Origin of the sequence: Dawidia cretensis, assembly GCF_018598175.1 — a bacterium.
Lineage (GTDB): Bacteria > Bacteroidota > Bacteroidia > Cytophagales > Cyclobacteriaceae > Ohtaekwangia > Ohtaekwangia cretensis.
The window spans coordinates 1-22,034 of record NZ_JAHESE010000046.1; the positions used below are offsets into that span (position 1 = coordinate 1).

The following is a 22,034-nucleotide window of genomic DNA, read 5'->3' on the forward strand; positions in this document are numbered from 1 at the left end:
TGATATTATAGCGCGGATCGAGACCCCGCACCAGCACAAAGTTGTTCAGCACCGTAACACCCGGCACACGCCGCATCACATCCGCCGCGTCGCGATCCAAACTGCGCACAATCTGCACATTGCTGATCCCGGTAACGATGTTATTGCTCGAACGCATATCCGACAGTAACGACTCTTCCGTGCTGTGCTGAATCGGCGTATACCGCACATCCACGTCCGCCTGCACGACCACTTCGGCCAGGTTAGACGCCGCAGGCGCCAGGGCCACAGTGACGGTAGACGCATTATTACCGGTTACCGTGATATTTTCAACTTTCTTGCTTTGATAACTGATAAACGATACCAACACCGTGTAAGTCCCCGGCATAAGCTTCGCCAACTGAAACTTTCCGTCTTTATCAGTAGACGCACCCTGACCGGAGCCTTCGATCATCACGTTCGCGCCGGGCAAGGTCAAACCCGACTCGCTGTCGGTCACAACGCCCTGTATACTGCCCGTCGCCTGCCGCAACTGCGGCAACGGCTCCGCCACCAGCACAATGCTGTTACGCACCTGCCGCGCACGCATATGTTTAGCCGCAAGCAGCTTCCGAAGAATATCGGAAACCGACGTGTTGTCGACAGACAGCGTCACCCGCGTGCGGGTGTCAAGCTCCGTCCGGTTATACACAAACCGGAAGCCCGTGCGCCGTTCGATATCCTCCAATACGTCCGACAACGGCATGTTTGTCACATGCAGGCTCATGCGGGTGTTTTGAATGCCCTGTGCGGATCCCGTTTCCGCAAAAAGAAGAGTGCTGCAGACACAAATGAGAAGACCAACAATCGAGGTGTACCGCATAAAAATGAAAAAGACATTCCAGAATCCTTTCCAAAGGATTTTTTCCATATACTTGAAATAGGTTTTAATACTGCGTTCTACAAAGATTAAAGCCGCTTCCCGTTCTGCCGCCAAGCCTATCGGGAAGCTTTGGCAACCGGCAGGGATTCCATCCCTTCCGGTTGTTCTTTTTTATGTCAGGTGAAAGTCCGATGCATAGCGTTCGTAAAAGATATAGTCATAGGTTAAGTATTTACTAATGTCCGTTTTACCGGGTTGTCGCCGAGCAACCGCGGCCGACGATCTTCACCTGGTGCGATTCAACCGCATAGGTAAATCCAACCGTCATACCGATCGTCTTCAGCACGTTCGGCAACGATTCATTCTTAAAGCTGGCATGGATTATACACCGGTTGATCGCGGGGTCTGATACCGTAATCGTCACCCCATACCATTTTTCGAGGCGCTTTAAAGCCTCCTGGAACGTCAGGTTCTTGAGATTCAACACGCCATCCTTCCAGGCGGCATAATCATAAGCCTCCACCTGCAGGCGTGTAACATTACCCGTCTGCCGGTTGTAGATCAGTTGCTGATCCGGATCCAGCAACGCCAGCTCTTCCGACGTACCTTGCACACTGTCCTCCCGTGCTACGGATACTTTCCCCTCCAGCAGCGTCACCGCGATGTTGTCCTCAGCTTGTTCGGCTTTTACATTAAAGTGGGTGCCCAGTACACGCGTAGAAAGTGTGGAAGTCGCAACGATAAAAGGCCGCTGGGTGTCGCGGCGCACTTCAAAGTAGGCCTCCCCTACCAGGCGCACACGGCGGTCCTCTTTATTATAGTTACTGGAATATGTCAGCCGGCTGTAGCTGGCCAGCCAGATCACCGAGCTGTCAGGCATGGTAATCTGCTGGCGGTCGGCCTGCGAAGTGATTGTATAATAGTGTGTGGGACGTGAACCCCGGAAAAAGAAATATCCCCCCACGAGCGCCCCGATCAGGATTGTCACGGAAGCTGCTATGCGGAACGCCGCTCCGCCAAACCAGGGACGGGAGACAGTTTTCTGTGGCGCTTCGTCCACAGCAATTCTTCCTTGAATATCACGGAACATTGCTTTTCGGTCCGCTTCCGCCAGGGGTACGCCCTCTGCCGACTGCGCCCAATAGTCTTCTAAAAGCCCGGGAATCGCAGCGTCATCCCGCTGCAGCGCTTCCTCCACAAACCGCTCCTCGCCAGGAGTACAGCGGTTTTCGAAATAACGTCGCAACAGGTCTTCGGTAAGGTGCATGTATTCGTTTTATTGTAATACACGCCACCTATACGGTTTCCTATACGCGCAAAGATTAAGGATATGTTACGGAATCATGATCCGTTATTCACATACACGGCTAACGTCCTGCTTGACCATGTATAAACGGATCTGTTTCATGGCTTTGGCGACTTGCACTTCTACCGTGCCGTCGGAAATTTGCAACGTGCTGGCAGCTTGTTTATACGAGAGCCCCTGTATTTTGCACAACTCGAAGATCCGCTTGCGCTTGGGTGGCAGCGTCTCAATAGCCTCTTCCAATAAAGCGGAATAGGTGTCCTCTGTTCCTTCCTCGGCCGACAACGTCACCGACGGCTGGTCACGTTGGTACTCTTCCACCACACCCGCCTGGCTTTTGCGTTTGCGCAAAATATTGAAGGCATGGTTGCGGCAGATTGCAAAGAGATAAAAAGAGAGCGCACGATCTTCCTGCAGCTGTTCACGGCTGTCCCACAACTTCACAAAAACGTCCTGCGTAGCTTCCCGGGCATCTTCGCCCGACCGCAACAACGTGTATAGAAAGCGATACACACGGTCCACGTACGCGGTATACACAAGCTCAAAAGCGCGAACCGAACCTTCTTTAACAGATTTTACCACTTCACGATCGACTGACATAACGGACTGTTTAGGTAGCCAAGTATACCGGTAAAACTTGGAATTTATATTACTTGATTATTAAGATTTCGATTGAAATCCGGCTGGATCCCATGGTGGCGGAATTGCCGCATTGCCATCTACAGGTCAAATATACCACTAAGCGTTGTTCGTATCCGTTGATAAACCAATTGAATATACCGCGACACCATGGAATGAAAGACGTCGTGTCAGCAGTCCGGGGCATCCATAACGATAAAATAACATCTTTCCAACCCCATCGTCGCCTGGACCGATTAGCTTTGTTGTAGTAGTAAGTTTATTCCTTTGGGTTAGTGTTTCCCTTCAGGGTGGTTCCTGAAGGGATTTTTTTTACCTTACACCCACCAGACAACAAAACCCTCTTGTATGAAGACTGAAAAAGAAAAGATGGTGGCGGGTGAGCTGTATTATGCGCTCGATCCCGAGCTTGTGGCCGACCGCCGGCGGGCCAAACAACTGCTACACCGGCTCAACATCACCGAATATGTGGTAGGGCCCGGCGCACTGGCCGTCCTGCGCGAGCTAATGCCGAATACCCATCCATCGCTATATATCGAACCGCCTTTCCAATGCGACTACGGGTATAATATTTACTGCGGCGAGAACGTTTACTTCAACGTGCAGTGTACCATCCTGGATGTAATGCGCGTCACCATCGGGTCGAATGTGATGTTTGGCCCGGGGGCACAGCTCTATACCGCCACGCATCCCCTCGATGCCATGTTGCGGCGCACGCAGGAATTTGCCAGGCCCATCACGATCGGCGACGACTGCTGGATTGGCGGCGGCGCCATCGTCTGCCCCGGCGTAACCATCGGCGACCGGTGTGTGATCGGCGCCGGCGCCGTGGTCACACGCGACGTACCGAGCGATTCGCTGGCGGTAGGCAACCCCGCCCGCGTCGTTCGCAACCTGACGGCTAATGGTACATTGCCGACCGATCCATCGTAGTGTTCTCACATGTTCTGTATGCCTGATAAAAAGACAAAAAAAAATCAGCTCCCCGACCGCTTCTTTGACCGTGACCTCAGCTGGCTGTCTTTCAATGCACGCGTGCTGGCCGAAGCCCAACGCGAAAGCGTGCCGTTGATGGAGCGCATCCGGTTCCTGTCCATCTACTCCTCCAACCTCGACGAGTTTTATCGTGTGCGGGTACCGACGCTGATGGCCCTGCAAACGCTGGCCACCAAAAGCGGCGGCCGCGACCTGGTCGATGTCTTGCCCGACGTCACGCAAACCATTCACACGCAGCAAGAACAGTTCGGACAAACCATGATCACGCAGATCCTGCCCGCGCTCCTGCGACACAACATCCGGTTGCTCTACAACGAGCCGATCCCCGACGTGATCTTACCGGCCGTGCACGACGCCTTTGCGCACGACGCCGCTACCTTTCTGCACATCATACCGCTGTCCGAACGCACGGACTTCTTCCCCGAGAACAATACGCTATACCTGGTCATCGCGCACGCGGACCCCGACGGCACCGAACGCATCAGTCTGGTACGCGTGCCCACGCATCACCTGCCACGGTTCTATAGCTTCCACCACGGCGGCACGCAGTATATACTTTTCCTGGAAGACATCATCCGCGCCAACCTCGGCAAGGCATTTGGTGAAGACCGCATCCTCACCTGCCACAGCTTTAAGGTGACCCGTGATGCCGAGCTGGACCTGAACGACGAGTTTGAAGGCAACCTGGCCAAGAAGATCGAGCGCAAGATCACGCAGCGCGAGCTGGGTTTCGCCACCCGTTTCCTGCACGAGCCCGGCATCCCATCGCACATCCTGGCCTATCTCAAAAAGCAGTTGGGGTTGAAGAAGGCCACCTTTGTACAAGGCGGCGCACACCACAACCTGAAAGACCTGGCATCGCTGCCGCTAAAAGATCCGTCATTCTCCTACGAGCCCTGGACCACCCGGCCCTACATTCCGCATAACCCCCAAGGCTCGCTCTGCGAAGAGATCCGCGACCGCGACATCCTCCTGCATCCGCCCTATCACACCTATCACGCCGTACTGCGCTTCTTTAACGAAGCGTCCATCGATCCGTACGTCACCCGCATCTACGTGACCTTGTATCGCGTCGCCCACGATTCGCGCATTGCCCATGCGTTGATCAATGCGGCTCGCAACGGCAAGAAAGTAACGGTCTTTGTCGAGCTGAAGGCCCGGTTCGACGAAGCCAACAATCTACATTGGATGAAAAAAATGAAAGCCTCGGGCGTACAGGTCATCCAAAGCCTTCCGGGCTTAAAAGTACACGCCAAAATGGCCATGCTCAAACGCAAGACCGTCACCGGCACCGAATACCTCGGCCTGCTGGCCACGGGCAACTTCAACGAAAGCACCGCGCGTTTTTATACGGACCATATTTTATTTACCGCCCACCAGCCCATGCTGCTGGAGATCGAAAAGGTGTTCCGGTTCCTCAAACAAAAAAGACGTCCCGGCGCAACGCCTTCCATCGCCTTCCGCTACCTGCTGGTCGGCCAATTCAACTTACAGCAACAATTCCTACAGCTGATCGAGCGCGAGATCGCCTTTGCCCGCAAAGGCATTCCGGCGGCCATCACCATCAAGCTCAACAACCTGGAAGACAAAGTACTGATCAGTAAATTGTACGATGCCTCGCGCGCCGGCGTACACGTGTCGCTCATCGTGCGCAGCGTGTGCTGCCTCATCCCGGGTGTGCCGGGCATGAGCGAGAACATTACCGTGCGCCGCATCATCGACCGTTACCTGGAACATGGCCGTGTGTTTATCTTCCGCAACGCCGGCGACGAAGAGATCTTCCTCGGCTCGGCCGACTGGATGAACCGGAATATATACCGGCGGGTAGAGGTATGCTTTCCCTTGCGCGACAACGCATTAAAAACGGTAGTTAAAAATATCGCACAATTGCAGCTTCAGGATACCGAGCAGGCCGTGCTCCTCGACGACCACTTGCAAAACATACCCGTCACACGGCCGCCGGGCGTTGCACCGGTGCGCTCGCAACAGCAAATCGCGGAAATGATCTAGCGCGAAACGCTAGCGGATCGTTAGCATCCCTTTCTGCTCTGGGATGCAGGCGCCTGTCAGGTGATAGAAATATATGCCTGGACTCAGGCCGCCGCCATTCCAGTCGTTCTTATAAAACGGCGCCCGATATACCTGCATGCCCCAGCGGTTATACACCCGGAGTGCGACCGGAACAGCATCGGGATTCGGTATAGCGATAAAATATTCATTCCGGTCGTCGCCGTTCGGGGTAATGATATTCGGTATAAATTCCGGGACATAGTGTAGCTTTGTAAAGGTCACCGTATCCTGCATCACGCCGCAGCCATTGCGCACCTCTACCCAATAACGCCCAAATTCTTTGACCGATAAAGTCGGTGAGGTTGATCCATCCTGCCAGGCGATGCTGGCCCCGGGCGGCGCCGTTGCCAGCAGCATCCTCTCCTCCATTTCACAAACAATCTCGTCCTCCCCCAGGGTAAAAGGAACAGGCGAACCATCCATTGTCACGCGAATGGTGTCTGACTGCTGCGTGCAGACATTTTCCACCGTCACCCAATACTCCCCGGTCGTCGTCACATCAATCGATGGTGTCGTAGCGCCTGTATTCCAATGGAATGTCCTTCCGGTGGCGGGCAGATTTGTAGAGAGTTGCACCAAGGGCTGGTCGCACACACGCTGCTCTTCACCGAGGTCGAACACAACGGATTCTTGTGGCTTCCTGGCAAACTCAACCGTGTCACGGTCCATACCGCACGCGCCTGTCACCTGCACCCAGTAGATACCAAAATCCCGCACGTCGTATACCGGCTGCGTGGACCCATCCTGCCAGGCGAAGGCATAGTCATCGGGAACTGTTGTCACTGGCTGGAGCTTACGCGGCATCAGCTCACAAAGGATCTCGTCCACGCCGAGCGATACAGCAGGCTTCCGGCGGAAGGTCATCTCCGCCGTATCCCGGTCGAACCTGCAGCCGTTCATGAGCTTGACCCAATAGGATCCCGAAGCGTTGACGGTAATGGTGGGCGTGGTCGCACCCGTGCTCCACAGAAAGGTCCCTGCATCCGGCGTAGTCGCTGTCAAGGAGCGCGAAGGCTGGTCGCAAATCAGCTGGTCAGGCCCCAGGTCCACCGTTATTGGAGCAGACGACTGGTCACTCCGCAGAATCTCAAACCGCTCGGAAATGCCGGTGGCCGTGGCCACCGACGTCCAGGTAGGTCCCCGGTTGTCGGTGCGGGCATTCAACGCACATGGTGCATGGCCATTGTACACGTATTCCAGGTCGAACGTATACCCGGTGCCGCTTCCAGCAGAAAACACACCAAAATAGGGCTGCTCGACGTCCGCCAGATTTAATCCACCTGTCTGGCTGGGCAAGGCATTTACCCGGTACAACTGCATGCCTTGCGGCGCACCCTTCACATTCTTGACCACCAGCTCGTGTGTTCCGTCAGCCGAGACCATTGCCGTTGCGTTGGTCCACGGAGCAGCCGGATAAAGATACGTGCTCTCGTCGCCGATCGCCGCGCCGGAATATACCCGCGTGGGATTGCCACGAAGTATTCCATCGTAATGTTTCGACGAGTTATCTTTTACTGTTGTCCCGGATGTCTCATCGAAATTCCAGTACCCGATCAGTCCGCTTTCGGTGCCCGTCAGTTTCTTGCACATCGTTGCCCGGATCTCCGTGTCAGTCAGTGCCCGGTTCCAGACACGCAGGTCGTCCAGCATACCCTTGAAGTGATACACCGCGCTATTGGTGTAGTAATATCCTATTTTAGCGATGTCATTCGGAAAATTTGACGCCATTGGCAAATTGCTTGAGCCCGCATAACTGCTGCTCACCAATACACCATTCAGATACAACCCCATATCACCGGCGCTACGCATCACCGCGCACAAATGAACCCAGCGTCCCCGTCTGTCCAAATAGTCCGACCTTATCCCACGCCGATACACGCTGCTCCCCTCTCCCATGCCATCACCGTATTCAATGGCAAAGTTCTCTTCAGTCACCTGAAACCAAAACCCATTGTAGACCGGTGCATTGTCCTGGCTGACAAAGATCGGATTTATGCCCGAAGCCGAGTTGTCCAGGTAAACCCATGCCGAGACTGTTAGGGGCAGTGTAAGATCATCATAGATGTTGCCCAGATCCACATAATCGTCGATACCGTCGAACTGCAGGGCACGTCCGGACCCGACAGGATCGATTGTTTGTGCAAAAGCCGAAGAGGCAAAAGACAGGAAAACCACGAAAAGCACCGAAAACCGCATAAAAACGAGATCTAACGCAAAATTCTTTGACGCAATGTAACCATAAATCCGTCTCGGCCACACAACGGCTATGATGCACGCCGACGTGCGCATTTCCGGCCCCGGAATATATACCGCCAACCAGCATGTGGGACGTCGCGATGGCATTGAGAAAGGAAGACTGCTGCATGCATAACTGTATAGTACACACCAGAAGATAATGATTTGATAATACGGTATATACGTCAGCCCAACACCAGCCCGTTACTTTTGTGTCATAGGATTTGGGTTAATGAAAAAAGGGAGCGGCTTTCGGGTTTGCTCCTTTTTTGTTTTATCCCGTCCTCCGGTAAAACAGTATATGAATTATACCATTTCATCAATAATAATTTCATAACACCGTATAATTCGAATTTTTCCGCCCGGCGTGTACCTTTGTATCATTAGGACTAGGTTATGATAAACGGAAAGTAGCGGTCGCGAGATCGCTACTTTTTTTTAAGCCCCGTTGTAAGACTAGCGTGCACCAAAGGCTTTGTTGATTGCTTCCGTACGGTTCTGTACGTGGAGCTTCCGGTAGATATGATGAATATGTTGACGCACCGTGCCGGTGCTGATGCCGAGCTGATCGCCGATCTCTTTGTATAACAGTCCCTTGGCAAGATACTCCAACACTTCGCGCTCGCGGACCGATAAGCCGCTGTTGTCCGGTACGGCCTCTGCCGGCCGGAACGATCCCACCACTTTACGGGCGATCGCCGTGCTCATCGGCGCACCACCCTGGTGCAGCTCGCGGATCGCTTCGATGATCTTGTTGGGTGAAGCGTTCTTCAATAAATAACCGTTCGCACCGGCCGAGAGCGCCTGGAAGATCTGCTCGGCGTCTTCGAATACTGTAAACATCAGGAACTGCATCTCGGGACGTTTAGCCTTTACCTGTCGCATGCATTCAATCCCGCTCATGCCCGGTAAACTGATATCCATGACCACAATTTCCGGCGGGTTCTGCAACAGCCCGGCAAGGCCTTCTTCGGCCGACGCATAGGCAACCGGACACGTAAAGTCCTTCCCTTGGTTCAACAGGAATTTTAAGCCTTCCCGTATCTCCAAAACGTCCTCTACAACGGCCAGGTGTATCGTATCCATAAGGCAAGATGGGTTAAGCCAAACCGCTCGATCAATAGAACAAAAGTTATACAGGTAAAACCGTCTCCAATTGGACGACGGTTCCGTTGTCGCCAAATACTTTTAACGCACCCCGCAACTCGTGTGCACGCTTTTGCATATTGCGTAACCCGTTGCCCATCAGGGCGTCGGGTGTCGCCGGCAGGCCCCGGCCGTTGTCACGGATGCTGACGCGCAACGGGATGAAACTGTGAAAGTCAATTGTCACGGCGTTGGCGCGGGCATGTTTGACAATGTTGTGCAGGGCTTCTTTCACCACCAGGTAGATCTGATGACGATCATGTTGCGATAACTGGATCTCGGGGATCGGGGCATGCACCTGGCAGTTAAACTGAATGTCGGCATTCTTGAGCATCTCGTCCGCCTGTACCCGGATATACGCCACCAGGTCGGCCAGCGTGTCGTTTTCATGGCTCATCGCCCAGATGATCTCGTTCATCTTATCGATGAGCTTAGAGGCAATGGTTTCCATCCTGGTCGACAACGTGGCATGCTCTTCCGGCGCCTGGCGTAAGGCGCGACTGATAAACAACATGGACGTGAGTCCGCCCCCGAGGTCGTCGTGCAGCTCTTCGCTGATGCGCTGCCGCTCTTGTACCTGCCCATCCAGCGTCGCTTTCAACCGGATGGCCTCCTGCTCGGCTTGCAGGGATTGGAGCGCAGTCTGGTGCAGCTGCCGCCGTTGCCGATAAAACAATACGGCTAACACCAGCAAGACCAGCATGAGCACGCACACAACAATCGCCGCGATCAACCAGAAGCGGTGTTGCGCTGTTTCCGCTTCCCGCTGCTGGAGCAGCAGGTCTTTGCGCAAAAGCTCGTTGCGCTGCTCGCCTACTTTGTACAGGGTCTCGAGCTCCTGTACGTCTTTCAGCAGCGTGCCGTTTAACAATACGTGGTTGAGCGAATCGTGTCGCGCCCGGTAGCGGTCGGCCGCATCGTAGTGATGCAACACCAGGTGAACATCTGACAGCAACAGGTAAAGCGCGGCCATGACTTCTTTCTGATCGTGCTCGCGTGCATATTCCAGCCCCTGCCAGATATAGGCATCCGCTTCCTGGAACTTGTGTTGCTGGAACAACCCCGTGGCTATGCCCTTATAGACAAAGGCCTTACCGGACACGTCCTCCAACACATCGGTCAGGGGCAGCGCGCGCAGGAAGGCATCCATGTATTGCGGCACCAGGTCTTGTTGGATATACGCCTCGCCGAGATTGATCAGGGAAGTCTCCTGCATGTGCAGATCGCCTGTGTCCTGGCCGATCTTTAACGTGCGTTGATAGGCTTCGATCGCTTCATCGATGCGGTGCAAATCCTTGAGCGCGTTGCCCAGGTTGATGCAGCCGTTGCCAATGGCGTAAGGGTCGTTATGGCGCTCGCCGAGGGCCACCGCCTGTTGCGCATAGTCGAGCGCTTTTTCCGGCTGCAGCAGGTTGCGGTACAAGCCGCACAGGTTGCTGTATAACATGGCCTCGGCCTGGTCCTGGCCGAACGACCTGATGATCGGCAATGCCTTCAGGTAGTAGTCAATCGCGGCGCGGTAATCTTCCTGGTACTGGCACACAGCTCCCAGGTTGGCGTAGGCCTTTCCGAGCTGCAGTTTTAAACCGTGGCGACGGGCAACGCCGACAGCCTCTTCGTTGAGCTTGCGCGATTCGGCAAACTTACCTTGCACATTCAACACGGCCGTGATGTTGGCATAATATGCCAACACCCCCGCGGGATAGCGGAGCTTGTCGCTGAGCGTCCGGGCAGCCGTATAATAATATATGGCGGTGTCCTGGTGAGACATTTCGTATTGCTGCCCCGTGGTGATCAGCGCATGCACCTTGTTGGTGTCGTCGGGCAGGCGGCGCAGCACCTGCCGGAGGCTGTCGGTATCCAGGCCCATCATCATCTGCGCTTCCAGGGATATAGCCATCCCTGCCGCTACCAGCAGGGCACCGACCGTCCAAACACGCCGCCATACTATCCGAATGAGATCGCTCATATCCCGAAAGATACGATCCGGTGACTTTTTATTGAAATCCGCCATGCGGGCTGTCACAGAAAATTCCGACGATAAAAAGCCACGTACAGACCGGCTACGTAGGTCTTGGCATCCTGAATGCCGCCTTCTTGTAAAAGGTGCCGGAATTCAGCCGTCGTCAGCTCAACAAGCTCGATGTGCTCATGCTCGCTCTTAAGCCCACCCCCACCGTCCTTCAGCTTGTCAGCATCGGTCACGGCTGCGTAATAAATGTTCAACCGCTCGGAGCTGTAGCCCGGCGAAGCAAAACACGACACCAGCAGCGACAGCTGTTCCGGCCGGATGCGATACCCTGCCTCCTCTTCCGTCTCACGCAGCGCCGCCGCCTCCGGAGTCTCCCCCGCATCAAGCCGCCCCGCGACAATCTCCAGAATGGACTCGGGCATTTTAACCGCCACCGCATACCGGAACTGGCGGGTAAGAATGATCTTCTGCGTGTCGGTATTAAACAGCAACACCGCCGCCACATCCGGACGGTTGACACGATACCGTGGAAATACGTTGTTCTCGTCGTCGCGAACCGTGGCCTTCTCCACCACAATACCTTCGCGGAGCAGCACCTCTTCTTTTTCGATCTTCATACGGAGTAGGGTTGTTTGAGTCTTGAAGATAATGGCTAAAACGGGGATTCCCTATCGGAAATGTGGACAGCTGCAGCAAGCTAACGCGAGGGAAATGCATTCTGGCGACTGGACTCAGATTTGCGATGACAAACACCACTTCCGTTTTTTGCCAGATTTAGCCGAATCTGCCTATATCTTCCTATAACGCCCTGTTTCTTTCTATACATGTATTTTCCGTAAATAGAACGTTATCTCCATTTTTGGCTGTAACAAATACGCAACAAAAAAAAACAATACAGTTTCCCCAAAATTCATATCAACAGCTGGGTTACTTCGGATATATAATAGCATTGACATACCATTGATATAGCATTGAAATAGAATCCTAATAGCTCTATAGGGCTATAATAAACCTATTTCAAAACATACTCGTATCTATACCGATCAGCGTTTATCCTGCGCAGAGCGCACAGCGGGAACATGAAAACAAAGAAAACAAACTAAAACTATTACATACTCATGGCTACGTTAAAGAAAAATTTACTGGACATTACAGGATCGGTTGGAGAAATCAGCATTTACCGTCGGCGCGGCGTTGAAAAAACGATCGTTCGTCAAAAGGGTGGTCCTTCGGCCGATCAAATTAAGCATTCACCGAAATTCAAACTCCTGCGCCACCACCAGGCAGAGTTCAAAGGGTTTACGCTTGCATGCAAACACCTGCGGCTGACATTTCACGAACTCCGCGCGCTGTCCTGCGGTTTCAATGTCAGTGCGCCACTGAACAGGCTCATGAAGATTGTCCAAAAGCAGGATACCTCCAGTGCGTTGGGTACACGAAATGTCAATCTGTCGCGCTATCCGGATCTGCTTCGAGGTCTTCCGTTAAACAAGAGCAACGTATTTGACGCTGTGTTCTGTGCAACACTAACATGGTCACTTGACCGTGATACACGTTCGGTGCGTGTGCACATTCCTCAGCTTGTGCATGGCGTTAACTTTCACCCGCAGAACGACCTGCCGCTGTTTAGCGTCGTGATTTCCCTGGGGCTCGCTCCCGACTTCGTCTACGACCCCGGCCGCAAAACGTATAGGCCACCAGTCTGGTATGGCACTAACAACGGTAGCGGCGCACGGACGGCGGCTACACCATGGTATAGCGCGACAAAAGGGTGCTCACCTTCTACGCTGGAAATACAGTTGGATCCAATCCCTGACGACGAGGCCTATACGCTTGTGTTGGCTATTGGGATACGGTTCGGAATCCCTTACGGAGAGAACATTGTTGAAGAGGCGAAATATACCGGAGCTGCCAAGATTTTGGATGCTGCCGGCGTCTAACCGCTACTCCGGTGTAACGTGTAGCAAATACCGCCGTGACAGCATGTCGTTGCGGCGGGACGGGTCGAGGAACCCGATGTTGAAGCTGGAAGCGTTGTAGTTTACGGCCTGTTCGAGCGTGTCGATCTTTACAGGCAGCGTCTTGAGCTGTTCAAGCCCTTCCGGACCGGTGACGAGGTATTGGGGAGCGGAGGAAGTTGCTACCTGCGCCACCGTCCGGAGGGGTATGTCGGCTTTCATGTAAAAGCCGAAGTCATAGCAGGCTTCAAAGCCGGCCAGACTATAGACGTTATCAACGGGCACCTTACGCGCCGTCGCCCGGGTCGCCAGCGTTCGGCCGGCCTGGTATTTCAGGGCCTCGGGGTAATAGTGAAAGCTCATGACGAAGAACAGGAAGACGCCCAGTGACAGTGACATCAACACCACCTTGCTGGTGCGGCCCAGGCTGTTCTCGAACAGGAAGAACACGGTTACCGACAGTAATATCAGGATGCCGGTCATGGTGGGCAGGTCGCGAACGGGCAGGCAGTAGTCACACAGCACAATGATCCCGATAATGACGAGCGTCGCCATGATCTGCTGCGATACGATCAACCGGTTCTTGGTCTGCGTACCACTACGCAACAGAAAAGCCGCGGTAAAGATGGCCAACAGCGGAAACGTGACGTGCAGGTAATGCGGCCACTTCGTCGACATGAGCGTGAGCAGTATCACGGCAATGACCGGCGCAATGCCTGTCAGAATCTCGCGCTTCCGGTTGCGGAGCCCCTTGCGGAAGCGATAGGAAATTTCTTTTGTATAGGCGGCAATGCACACCAGGCTCCACGGCAGGAACGCGCGAAAGAATGTGTGCAAATAAAATACAGGTCCGGTACGTTTTACAAAACGGTTTACCTGGCCGTGATATCCATAGATCATCGGTGCCATCAACGCCAGCGTTATCGCGGCGACGACCACCCATGGAAAAAGGCGCATCCCTTTTCGCCACGAGCGTTGTTGCATGATATACAGGCCAACGATCAGCAGTGGCATCAACACGGCGATACCACCTTTAGCGGAAAAGCCTATCCCCATGGCAAGCCCTGCCATGACGGCGTGGAGCAACCGGTTGTTTAAAACGAGCAACACCATTTGCCAGATGGCACACACGATACAGGCTGTTAAAATGGAATCGAGACGCGGGTCATTACACGCGAGTATAAACCAGCAGCACGAAGCCAGGATGATTGTGGCGAGGATGCCAGTCTTCTTGTTGTAGAGTAAAGTCCCCAGCCGGTAGGTGGCATAGAGGCACAACAGTGTAGCGAGGAACGACGGCAGTCGAAAGGCAAAGGCAGAAACACCGAAGAGCTCAAAGCTAATGGCTGCCAGCCAGACTACAACGCCATCGGAAACGGCATACTGACCGGTCTTATACCCGTGCAACACCTGGGCTGCATCGCGGGCTGCATCTTGTAGCAATTGCGGGCTTAACAGGCCCTGCAGATAGATCGCACCCAGCACGCAAGCGAATATAACGTAGTATACGCGGACAGGAACGCGGATGCGTTCTAAAAAAGTTTCTAACAAGAGGTGTATCGACTGCATAACATTTATGCTATGCAAAATAGCGTGCCGTGGGGAAAAGTATATTACCCCAACATCATGCTATCGCACCTTGTCTATTAATTCTTTTTAGGGCTGTACCGGCAAGTAACGCTGCAGCAAACGATCTACTTCCTGGTAGAACAACTGATCGTTTCCGGCCGTCAGGGATGTCGTACCATGCTCCATGATCTCACGCACCAATCCTTCGTAATGTATACGGTCAAGAGTCGATTGCCGCAACTGTTTCAATGCCATCCGTATAAACTCGACCTTGATCCGCGATACGTCTTGTACCTGAAAACGGGTCTGAATATACTCGCGCAGATAATTGCCATTCAGCAGATCGCCGATGAGGTCATTACGGACCAGCGTGAGCAGCTCCAGTGTTTTTTCCAGCGGCCAGGGTATGGACGTTTTAGGATCTTTCATAGAGGGCATTTTTCTCCGTCACCGACTCCGTAGTGACCTCGAGCGTTTTGTAGTAGTTCGGCAGTATAATGAAGAACGACGACCCCTCTCCCGGCGCAGACGTCACGCGCACCTGGCCCTTCAGCCGTTTGAGGGTTTCGTGAAAGACAAATAATCCGAGGCCTGAACCTTTGGAGTCCGTGCTGGCCCGGTAAAACATATCAAAGATCTTATCGATGTGCTCCGGCCCGATACCGATGCCGTTATCACGCACCTCGACTGTAGCCTCCAATTCATTGACGGTAAGAAACAGCTTGATATACGATTGCTCTTTATCCGGGTCGGAATAGCGAATGGCATTCGAGATCAGGTTGTTCAACAGGATCGTGACCCGATTGCGATCGGAGTAGAAGGGCGCCATTTCCTGGATAACGGTCTCCCGCATCAGGCGTCCATTTCCAGCAGGGAAACTATGCCCCTCGAAAATCTCTTCCACCAACTGGTATAGATCCAGCCGCTCGGGTTTAATGAGCAGGCGTTTGTTCTTGGAAAAGCTTACGATCTGGGAGATGAAGGCATCCGAACGCTGAATGCTTTTTTCCATCATGTCGAAGTATACCACCAGATTCTCCTGCTGGTTGTCGTAGCGCATAATGTTGATCAGGCCCAACAGGGACGTCAGCGGCGAGCGTAAATCGTGCGCGGTGCTGTATAGAAAATTATCGAGCTCGCGGTTGAGCTGCTTTAACTGCCGGTTCTTACGCTTGAGCAATTTTGATTTCGACTGGATCTCCTTCAGCTGCGCATTGGTTTGATGCATCAGGATGTTGAAGGCCGCCGTGAGCGCGTTGATCTCGTTCGCTGCGTGGCGCACGTTGAAGTCGATGGGCCCGGGCTTCTTATGTACAATCGACATGCGCACCAGCGACGACAACCGTGCAATGGGCTCTGACAACCGGCGCGAGATCCACAATCCCGATACGAGGGAGAAAAATACTGCGCCGGTGAGCATGGCGATGTAGAACAGCCGCGCGTTCTGTTGCGCCTGTACGGACTGTCGCAGCGAGTATTCGGACAGCAGAAAGTATTGGTTGCTGAGCGCCGACGTCAGCTCGTTCAGCTCGCGGCGTAAGCCGTCCTTGCTGCTGAGGCCGATCTGTGACTGGATGTTCACCAACTCGTTGAAGAGCCGCTGGTATTCCAACATGTGTGTACGCGCTTCGGTACTGTCGGCGTGAAAACGCGCCATGTCGCGCATGACCTTGACGGCCGCGCGGTTAAACGTATTGCGATATACCGTATCGTGCCGCAGGAAAAAATCTTTTTCGTGACGGCGTAGGAACAGCACATTGACTAAGCTCGGTCCGGCGGATTCTTCTTCCAGCTTGTGCGCATGCCAGCGCATCTTGCCTTCCATTCCATCGTCTTTAAAGCCCTTGCGGTAAACCAGCGCTTCCAGGGCCACAAACTTGTCGTTGTACACCGAGAGTGTGCTGTCGATCGCATCGAGGTTGATGTCCACCTCGTAGCCTTTGTTGCGGGTCTGCTGCCGCACCGCGCGGATCTCTGCCTGGATGCGCTTGTTCATGCTGTCGCGCAGCTCGAGCGCCGTACTGGTGCGGGTCTTGAAATAGTTGACGTTGTAAACGTCGAGGTCAAAAAAGTCGTTATCGGATTTGATCAGCGTAAGCGTGAATACCTGAAGTTGGCTGATGCGGCTGTGAATGAGCGCGATCTTGTTGGCACGGTCGAGTATGTAGAGGGAAACGATGGCCAGGATCAGGATGAGCACCGTCAAAAACAAAAAACCCGAAACCATACGGCTCCGTATGGAATTAAACTCCAAAAATTTAAACACGGCTGGTGGTTTTGCTGGCGGATCCGGTAACGCGTGGGCTTCACCACCGGAACCAGGGTTAGATGGTTATTGGTTTCCTTCCAGGCAGCAAGATACGAGGTCTGTTGCGCGTTTCTGTTTAGCATGTATTAAGTTATTGTTACGTGCCATCGCACGGGCCGTTTTCAAACGTATGATTTTGATGGAATAACGCCGGTATTCCACCGAAATCAAACGGATCGACATGATACCCGACCTATCCGCGATGTTGTTTCGATTGGCACCATTTACGTTTGCCGTACACTCCACATTCGTCAGACGGACTATTTCGGGCACTACATAATACACAGTTAACACAGGCTTAATATTGGTATATCTTTCGACTTTTTTTTGCCCTGATGTTATACTATTGTTATAATTCGGCATGTTTTTACTATATATTTAGATCAACTATCCAGGGCACACCACCGTGCCACGTTATTGTTCGCGATCGTTCACATCCATTCTCCATACGAGTTATACGAATGATGTTTTTCCTACTGCCGCCACCGACAGTAGTCCATTTGATAATTCCACCGTTTTAACGTCGTTCCGAAACGTTACCAGGAAAACTATGAGCCATCCTTCACAACCAGAAGATTCGTATACAGACAAAGTAAAAGTTACGGAGTATGGCCAGGGCGAGATCGGCCTGTCTGAAAATATCCATCCTGACAGCACACTGGTATTAAAATACTCGGGGCCGCTCTGCTACGCGCGTGTGCGCGAAGTGCACGTGGATGCCGCCAGCGTAGTCAACATCGTGATCCGCACGAAGGATCGCGTAAGCGTGCAGATAGCTTCCTCCGAACCGCTGCTGATGTTCTATATCGTACTAAAAGGCGACCTGCAATACGTGACGGGCAAGGGCGTCGCGCGCACGGCCCGCTTTCATTACAACCTGCTGTACCAACCTTCTCTGCAACAGGATTTTGTATTGGAGAAGAATCGCCAGTACGTGCTGCTGGCAGTCCATTTCCGGCCGGCGGCCTTGCAGCAATGGGCCGGGCTTCATCCGCTCTATTCACATTTTCTCGAACAGGCTGCTCACCACGAGTCATCGGCGCTTTTTCACCAGGCACGCGCCGCTTCGCAGGCGTTGGTATACGCTGCTATGAACCTGTTTCGCCGTGCCTCGGTCTTTGATCTGAAGATCATGCGGCAAGTCGCCCTACTCAATGTACTGCGGCATGCCGTGATGCCGTTGTTTGAGCCACCCGTTCCCACACACCCCGACTTAAAACCTTCCGACCTGGAGAAGGTCCATACCGCACGTGCCTATATATTCGACCACCTCGACGAAAGTATTTCGGTGCGAATGCTGGCACGCGTCGCCGGCCTGAATGAACGCAAGTTGAAACTGGGTTTTCACACGATGTACCAGACCACCATAGGCGGCTTTCTGCGCGAAGAACGCATGCTCCGCGCGCTGGCCTTGTTAAAAGAAAAGAAGATGCCCGTCGCGCGTGTAGCGGCGGCAGTGGGATATCGGCATGCGCCTAACTTTTCAGACGCCTTCCGGCGGCACTTTGGCCACCCGCCGACGTTGTGCAGCGAGATCAGTCGTTTGTAGCGCGGGGCGACAAATGTCAGGTGGCGCGGTGATAAAAGTCAAAAAACGCATTTCCAGTAATTTCATACCTTGGAGCGTTTAAAAGCCACAATCGCCGTATGAATAAGACCATCTTCATCGCCTCCGCCGAGCCGTACACGGGCAAATCGGTGATCGCCCTGGGCCTGATCAACATGCTGCTGGCCCGCACCAACAAGATCGGCTACTTCAAGCCCATCATCCGCCAGACGCCCCCCGGTGAAAAAGAGGTGCACATCGAGACAATTCTCAACCACTTTTCGCTGCCGATCGAATATGCTGACACGCATGCTTTCAGCGGACAGGAGGTCCTGCGTCGCCTGGAGTCAGAGGGCATGGGTGAGATCATCAACACCATCATCACCAAATACAAGAAGCTGGAAGAGGCCTACGATTTTACCGTCATCGAAGGCACCGATTTTCTGGGGGAAGGCCTTGCCTTCGAGTTTGAGATCAACGTATCTGTAGCCAAGAATCTGGGCGCGCCGGTGCTGATTGTGGTGAGTGGCGAGCGCCGCACAACGGCCCAGGTGGTAACGGCCGCGCTGAACGTGCTGCGCAACTTTGAAAGCCGCGAGTTACAAGTCATCGGCATGTTGGTAAACCGTGTACAACCGGAGCAGGTAGACGATGTACGCGAGCTGCTGCGCCTGCAACTGCCAACCGACATGATGCTGGCGGTTATTCCGTGGGACAAGAGCCTGCAAAGTCCCACATTGCGCGAGATCAAAGACGCCCTCGACGCCCGCGTGCTCTTTGGCGAAGAGCTTCTATCAAACCAGGCCGACAACTTTGTGACCGGCGCCATGATGCTGCCCGGCTTCCTTAGCCATATTAAGGACAACGTGCTGATCGTCACTCCGGGGGACCGTGGCGACATCGTGATCGGCGCACTCCAGGCCAACCTCTCCTCTACCTATCCGAAGGTAGCAGGCATTGTGCTGACCGCCGGCATCGAGCCGGACGAACCCGTTATCCGTCTGCTGCAGGGGCTGCAAACAGTGGTGCCGATCATTTCCGTACTGAAAGGTACTTTTGAAACAACCACCATCATCGGCAACATCCACTCGCGGATTACCGCCGACAACAAGCAGAAGATCACGCTCGCCATCGATACATTTGAAAAATACGTAGACTGGAAAGCGCTGGACGACAAGCTCTATACATTCGAGCCGGAAGGCATTACACCGCACATGTTCCAGTACCAGCTGGTGCGGTCGGCCAAGAGCCAGAAGAAGCATATTGTACTGCCCGAGGGTAACGAAGATCGTATTCTGAAAGCCGCCGCGCGCCTCATCAAACAGGATGTAGTGGACCTCACGCTGCTGGGCGACCCCGTCGAGATCACGGCGTCCATCCGCCGCCTTGGCCTCGACCTCGATCCCGCCTCGATCCGCATCATCAACCCGGCCGACTCCTCGTACTATACCCCCTACGTGGAAACACTGTACGAGCTGCGCAAGGCCAAAAATGTTAACATGGAAATGGCACGCGACCTGATGACCGACGTCTCTTACTTCGGTACCATGATGGTCTATAAAGGCGACGCCGACGGCATGGTGTCGGGCGCCGTGCATACCACACAGCATACCATTCGCCCGGCGCTGCAGTTTATCAAGACCAGGCCGGGTGTGTCCATCGTGTCTTCGGTATTCTTTATGTGTTTGCCCGAGCGTGTGGCCGTCTTTGGCGACTGCGCCGTCAACCCCAACCCTACTGCGCCGCAGCTGGCGGAAATCGCCATCTCGTCGGCCGAAAGCAGTGCGCGCTTTGGCATCGAGCCGCGCATTGCCATGCTGTCGTATTCCTCGGGCAGCTCGGGCGAAGGCGAAGATGTGGAGCGCGTGCGCGAAGCTACTTTGCTGGTGCGCCAGAAACGCCCCGACCTGAAGATCGAAGGACCGATCCAATACGATGCGGCGGTCGATCCACTGGTAGGCAAGCAAAAAATGCCGGGCTCGGAAGTGGCGGGCCGCGCGAGCGTGCTGATCTTCCCGGACTTAAACACGGGCAACAATACCTACAAGGCCGTACAACGAGAGACCGGCGCGCTGGCCATCGGGCCCATGCTACAAGGGCTGAACAAACCCATCAACGACCTGAGCCGTGGCTGTACCGTGGACGACATCTTCAACACCGTCGTGATCACGGCCATCCAGTGCCAGGACAACGCGACGGCCGCGGTATAACGCCCATCTTTTAGTTACTTCACAGTATGAATATCCTTGTTATCAACGCGGGCAGCAGCTCGTTAAAATATCAGCTCTTCCGGATGCCTTCTGAAAAGCCCGTCTGCACGGGCCTCGCAGAGCGCATTGGTAACGAAGACGCGTTTATTCGCCACAAACAGTGGGAAGGAGACGTCGAGAAAGTGACCGAGCGCACGGGTGGCCTACCGGATCATTACGCCAGTCTCCACGCGGTACTCGCGCTGCTGTCTGCACCAGGTACCGGTGTCATTAGCAGTCCGGAAGATATTGCCGTCGTGGGACACCGCGTGGTGCACGGCGGGGAGCAATTTGCCGAACCTGCCATTATCACGCCTGCCGTAAAAGAAACGATCCGCACACTGTTCTCGCTGGCGCCCCTGCACAACCCCGCGAACTATACCTGCATCGAGGTAGCGGAGAAAACGTTCCCCCACGCGCGCCAGGTGGCTGTATTCGACACCGCCTTTCACCAGACGATGCCACCCCAGGCCTACCGTTACGCGCTGCCCGAGTCATACTACCGCGAGAAGCGCATCCGCGTCTATGGCTTCCATGGCACCAGCCACAAGTACGTAACACAAAAGTCCATGGCCTGGCTGCAAAAGCCCGACGCCAGGCTGATCAGTATACACCTGGGCAACGGCTGCAGCATGGCCGCGGTGGACAGTGGCCGTTCCGTCGACACCAGCATGGGCTTTGGTCCGCTTGCCGGCCTGATTATGGGCACCCGCTCGGGCGACATCGACCCGTCGGTAGTCTTCCACCTGATGGAAAGCGAAGGCAAAACCGAGTCCGAGATCAGCGCATTATTAAACAAACAATCCGGCCTCCTGGGCCTGACGGGCACAAACGACATGCGCGACATCCGCAAAGCCGTCCGCGCCGGCAACGCCCAAGCCGCCCTGGCCTGCGACCTCTACGCCTACCGCGTGCGCAAATACATCGGCGCCTACACGGCCGTACTAAACGGCCTGGACGCCATAATCTTCACCGCCGGCGTCGGCGAAAATGACGTAGACATCCGCGAAAGCATCTGCCAGAACCTGGACTACCTGGGCATTCGCCTGGACCCGGAAAAGAACCGGGCAGCCGCTTCCGGCCTCCGCGCGATCCATGCGTTGGACTCTCGCGTAGCCATTTTGGTGGTTCCTACCAACGAGGAGTTGGAAATTGCCCAACAGTGTTACCGACTGCCGGCCTAGCCTGAGATTTTTTGA

General features: G+C 54.2%; 16 protein-coding genes. 6 read left to right on the forward strand and 10 right to left on the reverse strand.

Annotated features, from left to right (window positions below):
- The 3 genes from KK062_RS27160 to KK062_RS27170 form a co-directional block, all read right to left on the reverse strand.
- The coding region (locus tag KK062_RS27160; protein ID WP_254087534.1) for a carboxypeptidase-like regulatory domain-containing protein at positions 1 to 889 on the reverse strand (889 nt) is incomplete at its 3' end.
- Between the two features lie 199 nt (positions 890 to 1,088).
- The gene (locus KK062_RS27165) at positions 1,089 to 2,108 is read right to left on the reverse strand and encodes a FecR family protein (protein WP_254087535.1); all 1,020 of its coding nucleotides are present in this window, start codon (positions 2,106 to 2,108) and stop codon (positions 1,089 to 1,091) included.
- Between the two features lie 84 nt (positions 2,109 to 2,192).
- On the reverse strand, positions 2,193 to 2,747 hold the full coding sequence (locus tag KK062_RS27170) for an RNA polymerase sigma factor (RefSeq protein ID WP_254087536.1): 555 nt from the start codon (positions 2,745 to 2,747) through the stop codon (positions 2,193 to 2,195).
- 387 nt (positions 2,748 to 3,134) lie between these two features.
- Here KK062_RS27170 and KK062_RS27175 point away from each other — a divergent pair, with 387 nt between their 5' ends.
- Both KK062_RS27175 and ppk1 read left to right on the forward strand, forming a co-directional pair.
- A complete protein-coding gene (locus KK062_RS27175; protein ID WP_254087537.1) occupies positions 3,135 to 3,719 on the forward strand; it encodes a sugar O-acetyltransferase in 585 nt (194 codons plus the stop codon).
- 18 nt (positions 3,720 to 3,737) lie between these two features.
- Positions 3,738 to 5,792: a polyphosphate kinase 1 gene (ppk1, locus tag KK062_RS27180; RefSeq protein ID WP_254087538.1), complete on the forward strand. Its 2,055-nt coding sequence runs from the start codon at positions 3,738 to 3,740 to the stop codon at positions 5,790 to 5,792.
- Between the two features lie 9 nt (positions 5,793 to 5,801).
- Here ppk1 and KK062_RS27185 read toward each other — a convergent pair whose 3' ends face one another.
- The 4 genes from KK062_RS27185 to KK062_RS27200 form a co-directional block, all read right to left on the reverse strand.
- Complete coding sequence (locus KK062_RS27185; protein WP_254087539.1) at positions 5,802 to 8,027, reverse strand: LamG-like jellyroll fold domain-containing protein; 2,226 nt, start codon at positions 8,025 to 8,027, stop codon at positions 5,802 to 5,804.
- Positions 8,028 to 8,543: 516 nt separating this feature from the next.
- On the reverse strand, positions 8,544 to 9,173 hold the full coding sequence (locus KK062_RS27190) for a response regulator (RefSeq protein WP_254087540.1): 630 nt from the start codon (positions 9,171 to 9,173) through the stop codon (positions 8,544 to 8,546).
- Positions 9,174 to 9,219: 46 nt separating this feature from the next.
- A complete protein-coding gene (locus KK062_RS27195; protein WP_254087541.1) occupies positions 9,220 to 11,202 on the reverse strand; it encodes a tetratricopeptide repeat-containing sensor histidine kinase in 1,983 nt (660 codons plus the stop codon).
- A gap of 53 nt (positions 11,203 to 11,255) precedes the next feature.
- Positions 11,256 to 11,822 carry an NUDIX domain-containing protein gene (locus KK062_RS27200; protein WP_254087542.1) on the reverse strand — a complete coding sequence of 189 codons (567 nt, stop codon included), beginning with the start codon at positions 11,820 to 11,822 and terminating at the stop codon, positions 11,256 to 11,258.
- Between the two features lie 501 nt (positions 11,823 to 12,323).
- Between KK062_RS27200 and KK062_RS27205 the strand changes: the two genes are divergently transcribed.
- Positions 12,324 to 13,145, forward strand: coding sequence for a hypothetical protein (locus tag KK062_RS27205; RefSeq protein ID WP_254087543.1), 822 nt, complete (start codon positions 12,324 to 12,326; stop codon positions 13,143 to 13,145).
- A 3-nt stretch (positions 13,146 to 13,148) separates the two neighbouring features.
- Here KK062_RS27205 and KK062_RS27210 read toward each other — a convergent pair whose 3' ends face one another.
- From KK062_RS27210 to KK062_RS31010, 3 genes are all read right to left on the reverse strand, one after another.
- On the reverse strand, positions 13,149 to 14,732 hold the full coding sequence (locus KK062_RS27210; protein ID WP_254087544.1) for an ArnT family glycosyltransferase: 1,584 nt from the start codon (positions 14,730 to 14,732) through the stop codon (positions 13,149 to 13,151).
- An 87-nt stretch (positions 14,733 to 14,819) separates the two neighbouring features.
- The gene (locus KK062_RS27215) at positions 14,820 to 15,161 is read right to left on the reverse strand and encodes a hypothetical protein (protein WP_254087545.1); all 342 of its coding nucleotides are present in this window, start codon (positions 15,159 to 15,161) and stop codon (positions 14,820 to 14,822) included.
- On the reverse strand, positions 15,148 to 16,998 hold the full coding sequence (locus KK062_RS31010) for a sensor histidine kinase (protein ID WP_254087546.1): 1,851 nt from the start codon (positions 16,996 to 16,998) through the stop codon (positions 15,148 to 15,150). The genes KK062_RS27215 and KK062_RS31010 overlap by 14 nt, the downstream gene beginning before the upstream one ends.
- 592 nt (positions 16,999 to 17,590) lie before the next feature.
- Between KK062_RS31010 and KK062_RS27225 the strand changes: the two genes are divergently transcribed.
- The 3 genes from KK062_RS27225 (at position 17,591) to KK062_RS27235 (ending at position 22,019) form a co-directional block, all read left to right on the forward strand.
- On the forward strand, positions 17,591 to 18,589 hold the full coding sequence (locus KK062_RS27225) for a helix-turn-helix transcriptional regulator (protein ID WP_254087547.1): 999 nt from the start codon (positions 17,591 to 17,593) through the stop codon (positions 18,587 to 18,589).
- 98 nt (positions 18,590 to 18,687) lie between these two features.
- Positions 18,688 to 20,796, forward strand: a complete 2,109-nt coding sequence (pta, locus tag KK062_RS27230) for a phosphate acetyltransferase (RefSeq protein WP_254087548.1) — start codon at positions 18,688 to 18,690, stop codon at positions 20,794 to 20,796.
- A gap of 26 nt (positions 20,797 to 20,822) precedes the next feature.
- A complete protein-coding gene (locus KK062_RS27235; protein ID WP_254087549.1) occupies positions 20,823 to 22,019 on the forward strand; it encodes an acetate/propionate family kinase in 1,197 nt (398 codons plus the stop codon).
- Positions 22,020 to 22,034 lie beyond the last annotated feature (15 nt).

What these genes read in the sequence shown, in the direction of transcription:
- KK062_RS27165 (WP_254087535.1), bottom strand. Translation starts at nt 2,108, where the DNA reads ATGCACCTTACCGAAGACCTGTTGCGACGTTATTTCGAAAACCGCTGT.
- KK062_RS27170 (WP_254087536.1), bottom strand. Translation starts at nt 2,747, where the DNA reads ATGTCAGTCGATCGTGAAGTGGTAAAATCTGTTAAAGAAGGTTCGGTT.
- KK062_RS27175 (WP_254087537.1), top strand. Translation starts at nt 3,135, where the DNA reads ATGAAGACTGAAAAAGAAAAGATGGTGGCGGGTGAGCTGTATTATGCG.
- ppk1 (WP_254087538.1), top strand. Translation starts at nt 3,738, where the DNA reads ATGCCTGATAAAAAGACAAAAAAAAATCAGCTCCCCGACCGCTTCTTT.
- KK062_RS27190 (WP_254087540.1), bottom strand. Translation starts at nt 9,173, where the DNA reads ATGGATACGATACACCTGGCCGTTGTAGAGGACGTTTTGGAGATACGG.
- KK062_RS27195 (WP_254087541.1), bottom strand. Translation starts at nt 11,202, where the DNA reads ATGAGCGATCTCATTCGGATAGTATGGCGGCGTGTTTGGACGGTCGGT.
- KK062_RS27200 (WP_254087542.1), bottom strand. Translation starts at nt 11,822, where the DNA reads ATGAAGATCGAAAAAGAAGAGGTGCTGCTCCGCGAAGGTATTGTGGTG.
- KK062_RS27205 (WP_254087543.1), top strand. Translation starts at nt 12,324, where the DNA reads ATGGCTACGTTAAAGAAAAATTTACTGGACATTACAGGATCGGTTGGA.
- KK062_RS27210 (WP_254087544.1), bottom strand. Translation starts at nt 14,732, where the DNA reads ATGCAGTCGATACACCTCTTGTTAGAAACTTTTTTAGAACGCATCCGC.
- KK062_RS27215 (WP_254087545.1), bottom strand. Translation starts at nt 15,161, where the DNA reads ATGAAAGATCCTAAAACGTCCATACCCTGGCCGCTGGAAAAAACACTG.
- KK062_RS27225 (WP_254087547.1), top strand. Translation starts at nt 17,591, where the DNA reads ATGAGCCATCCTTCACAACCAGAAGATTCGTATACAGACAAAGTAAAA.
- pta (WP_254087548.1), top strand. Translation starts at nt 18,688, where the DNA reads ATGAATAAGACCATCTTCATCGCCTCCGCCGAGCCGTACACGGGCAAA.
- KK062_RS27235 (WP_254087549.1), top strand. Translation starts at nt 20,823, where the DNA reads ATGAATATCCTTGTTATCAACGCGGGCAGCAGCTCGTTAAAATATCAG.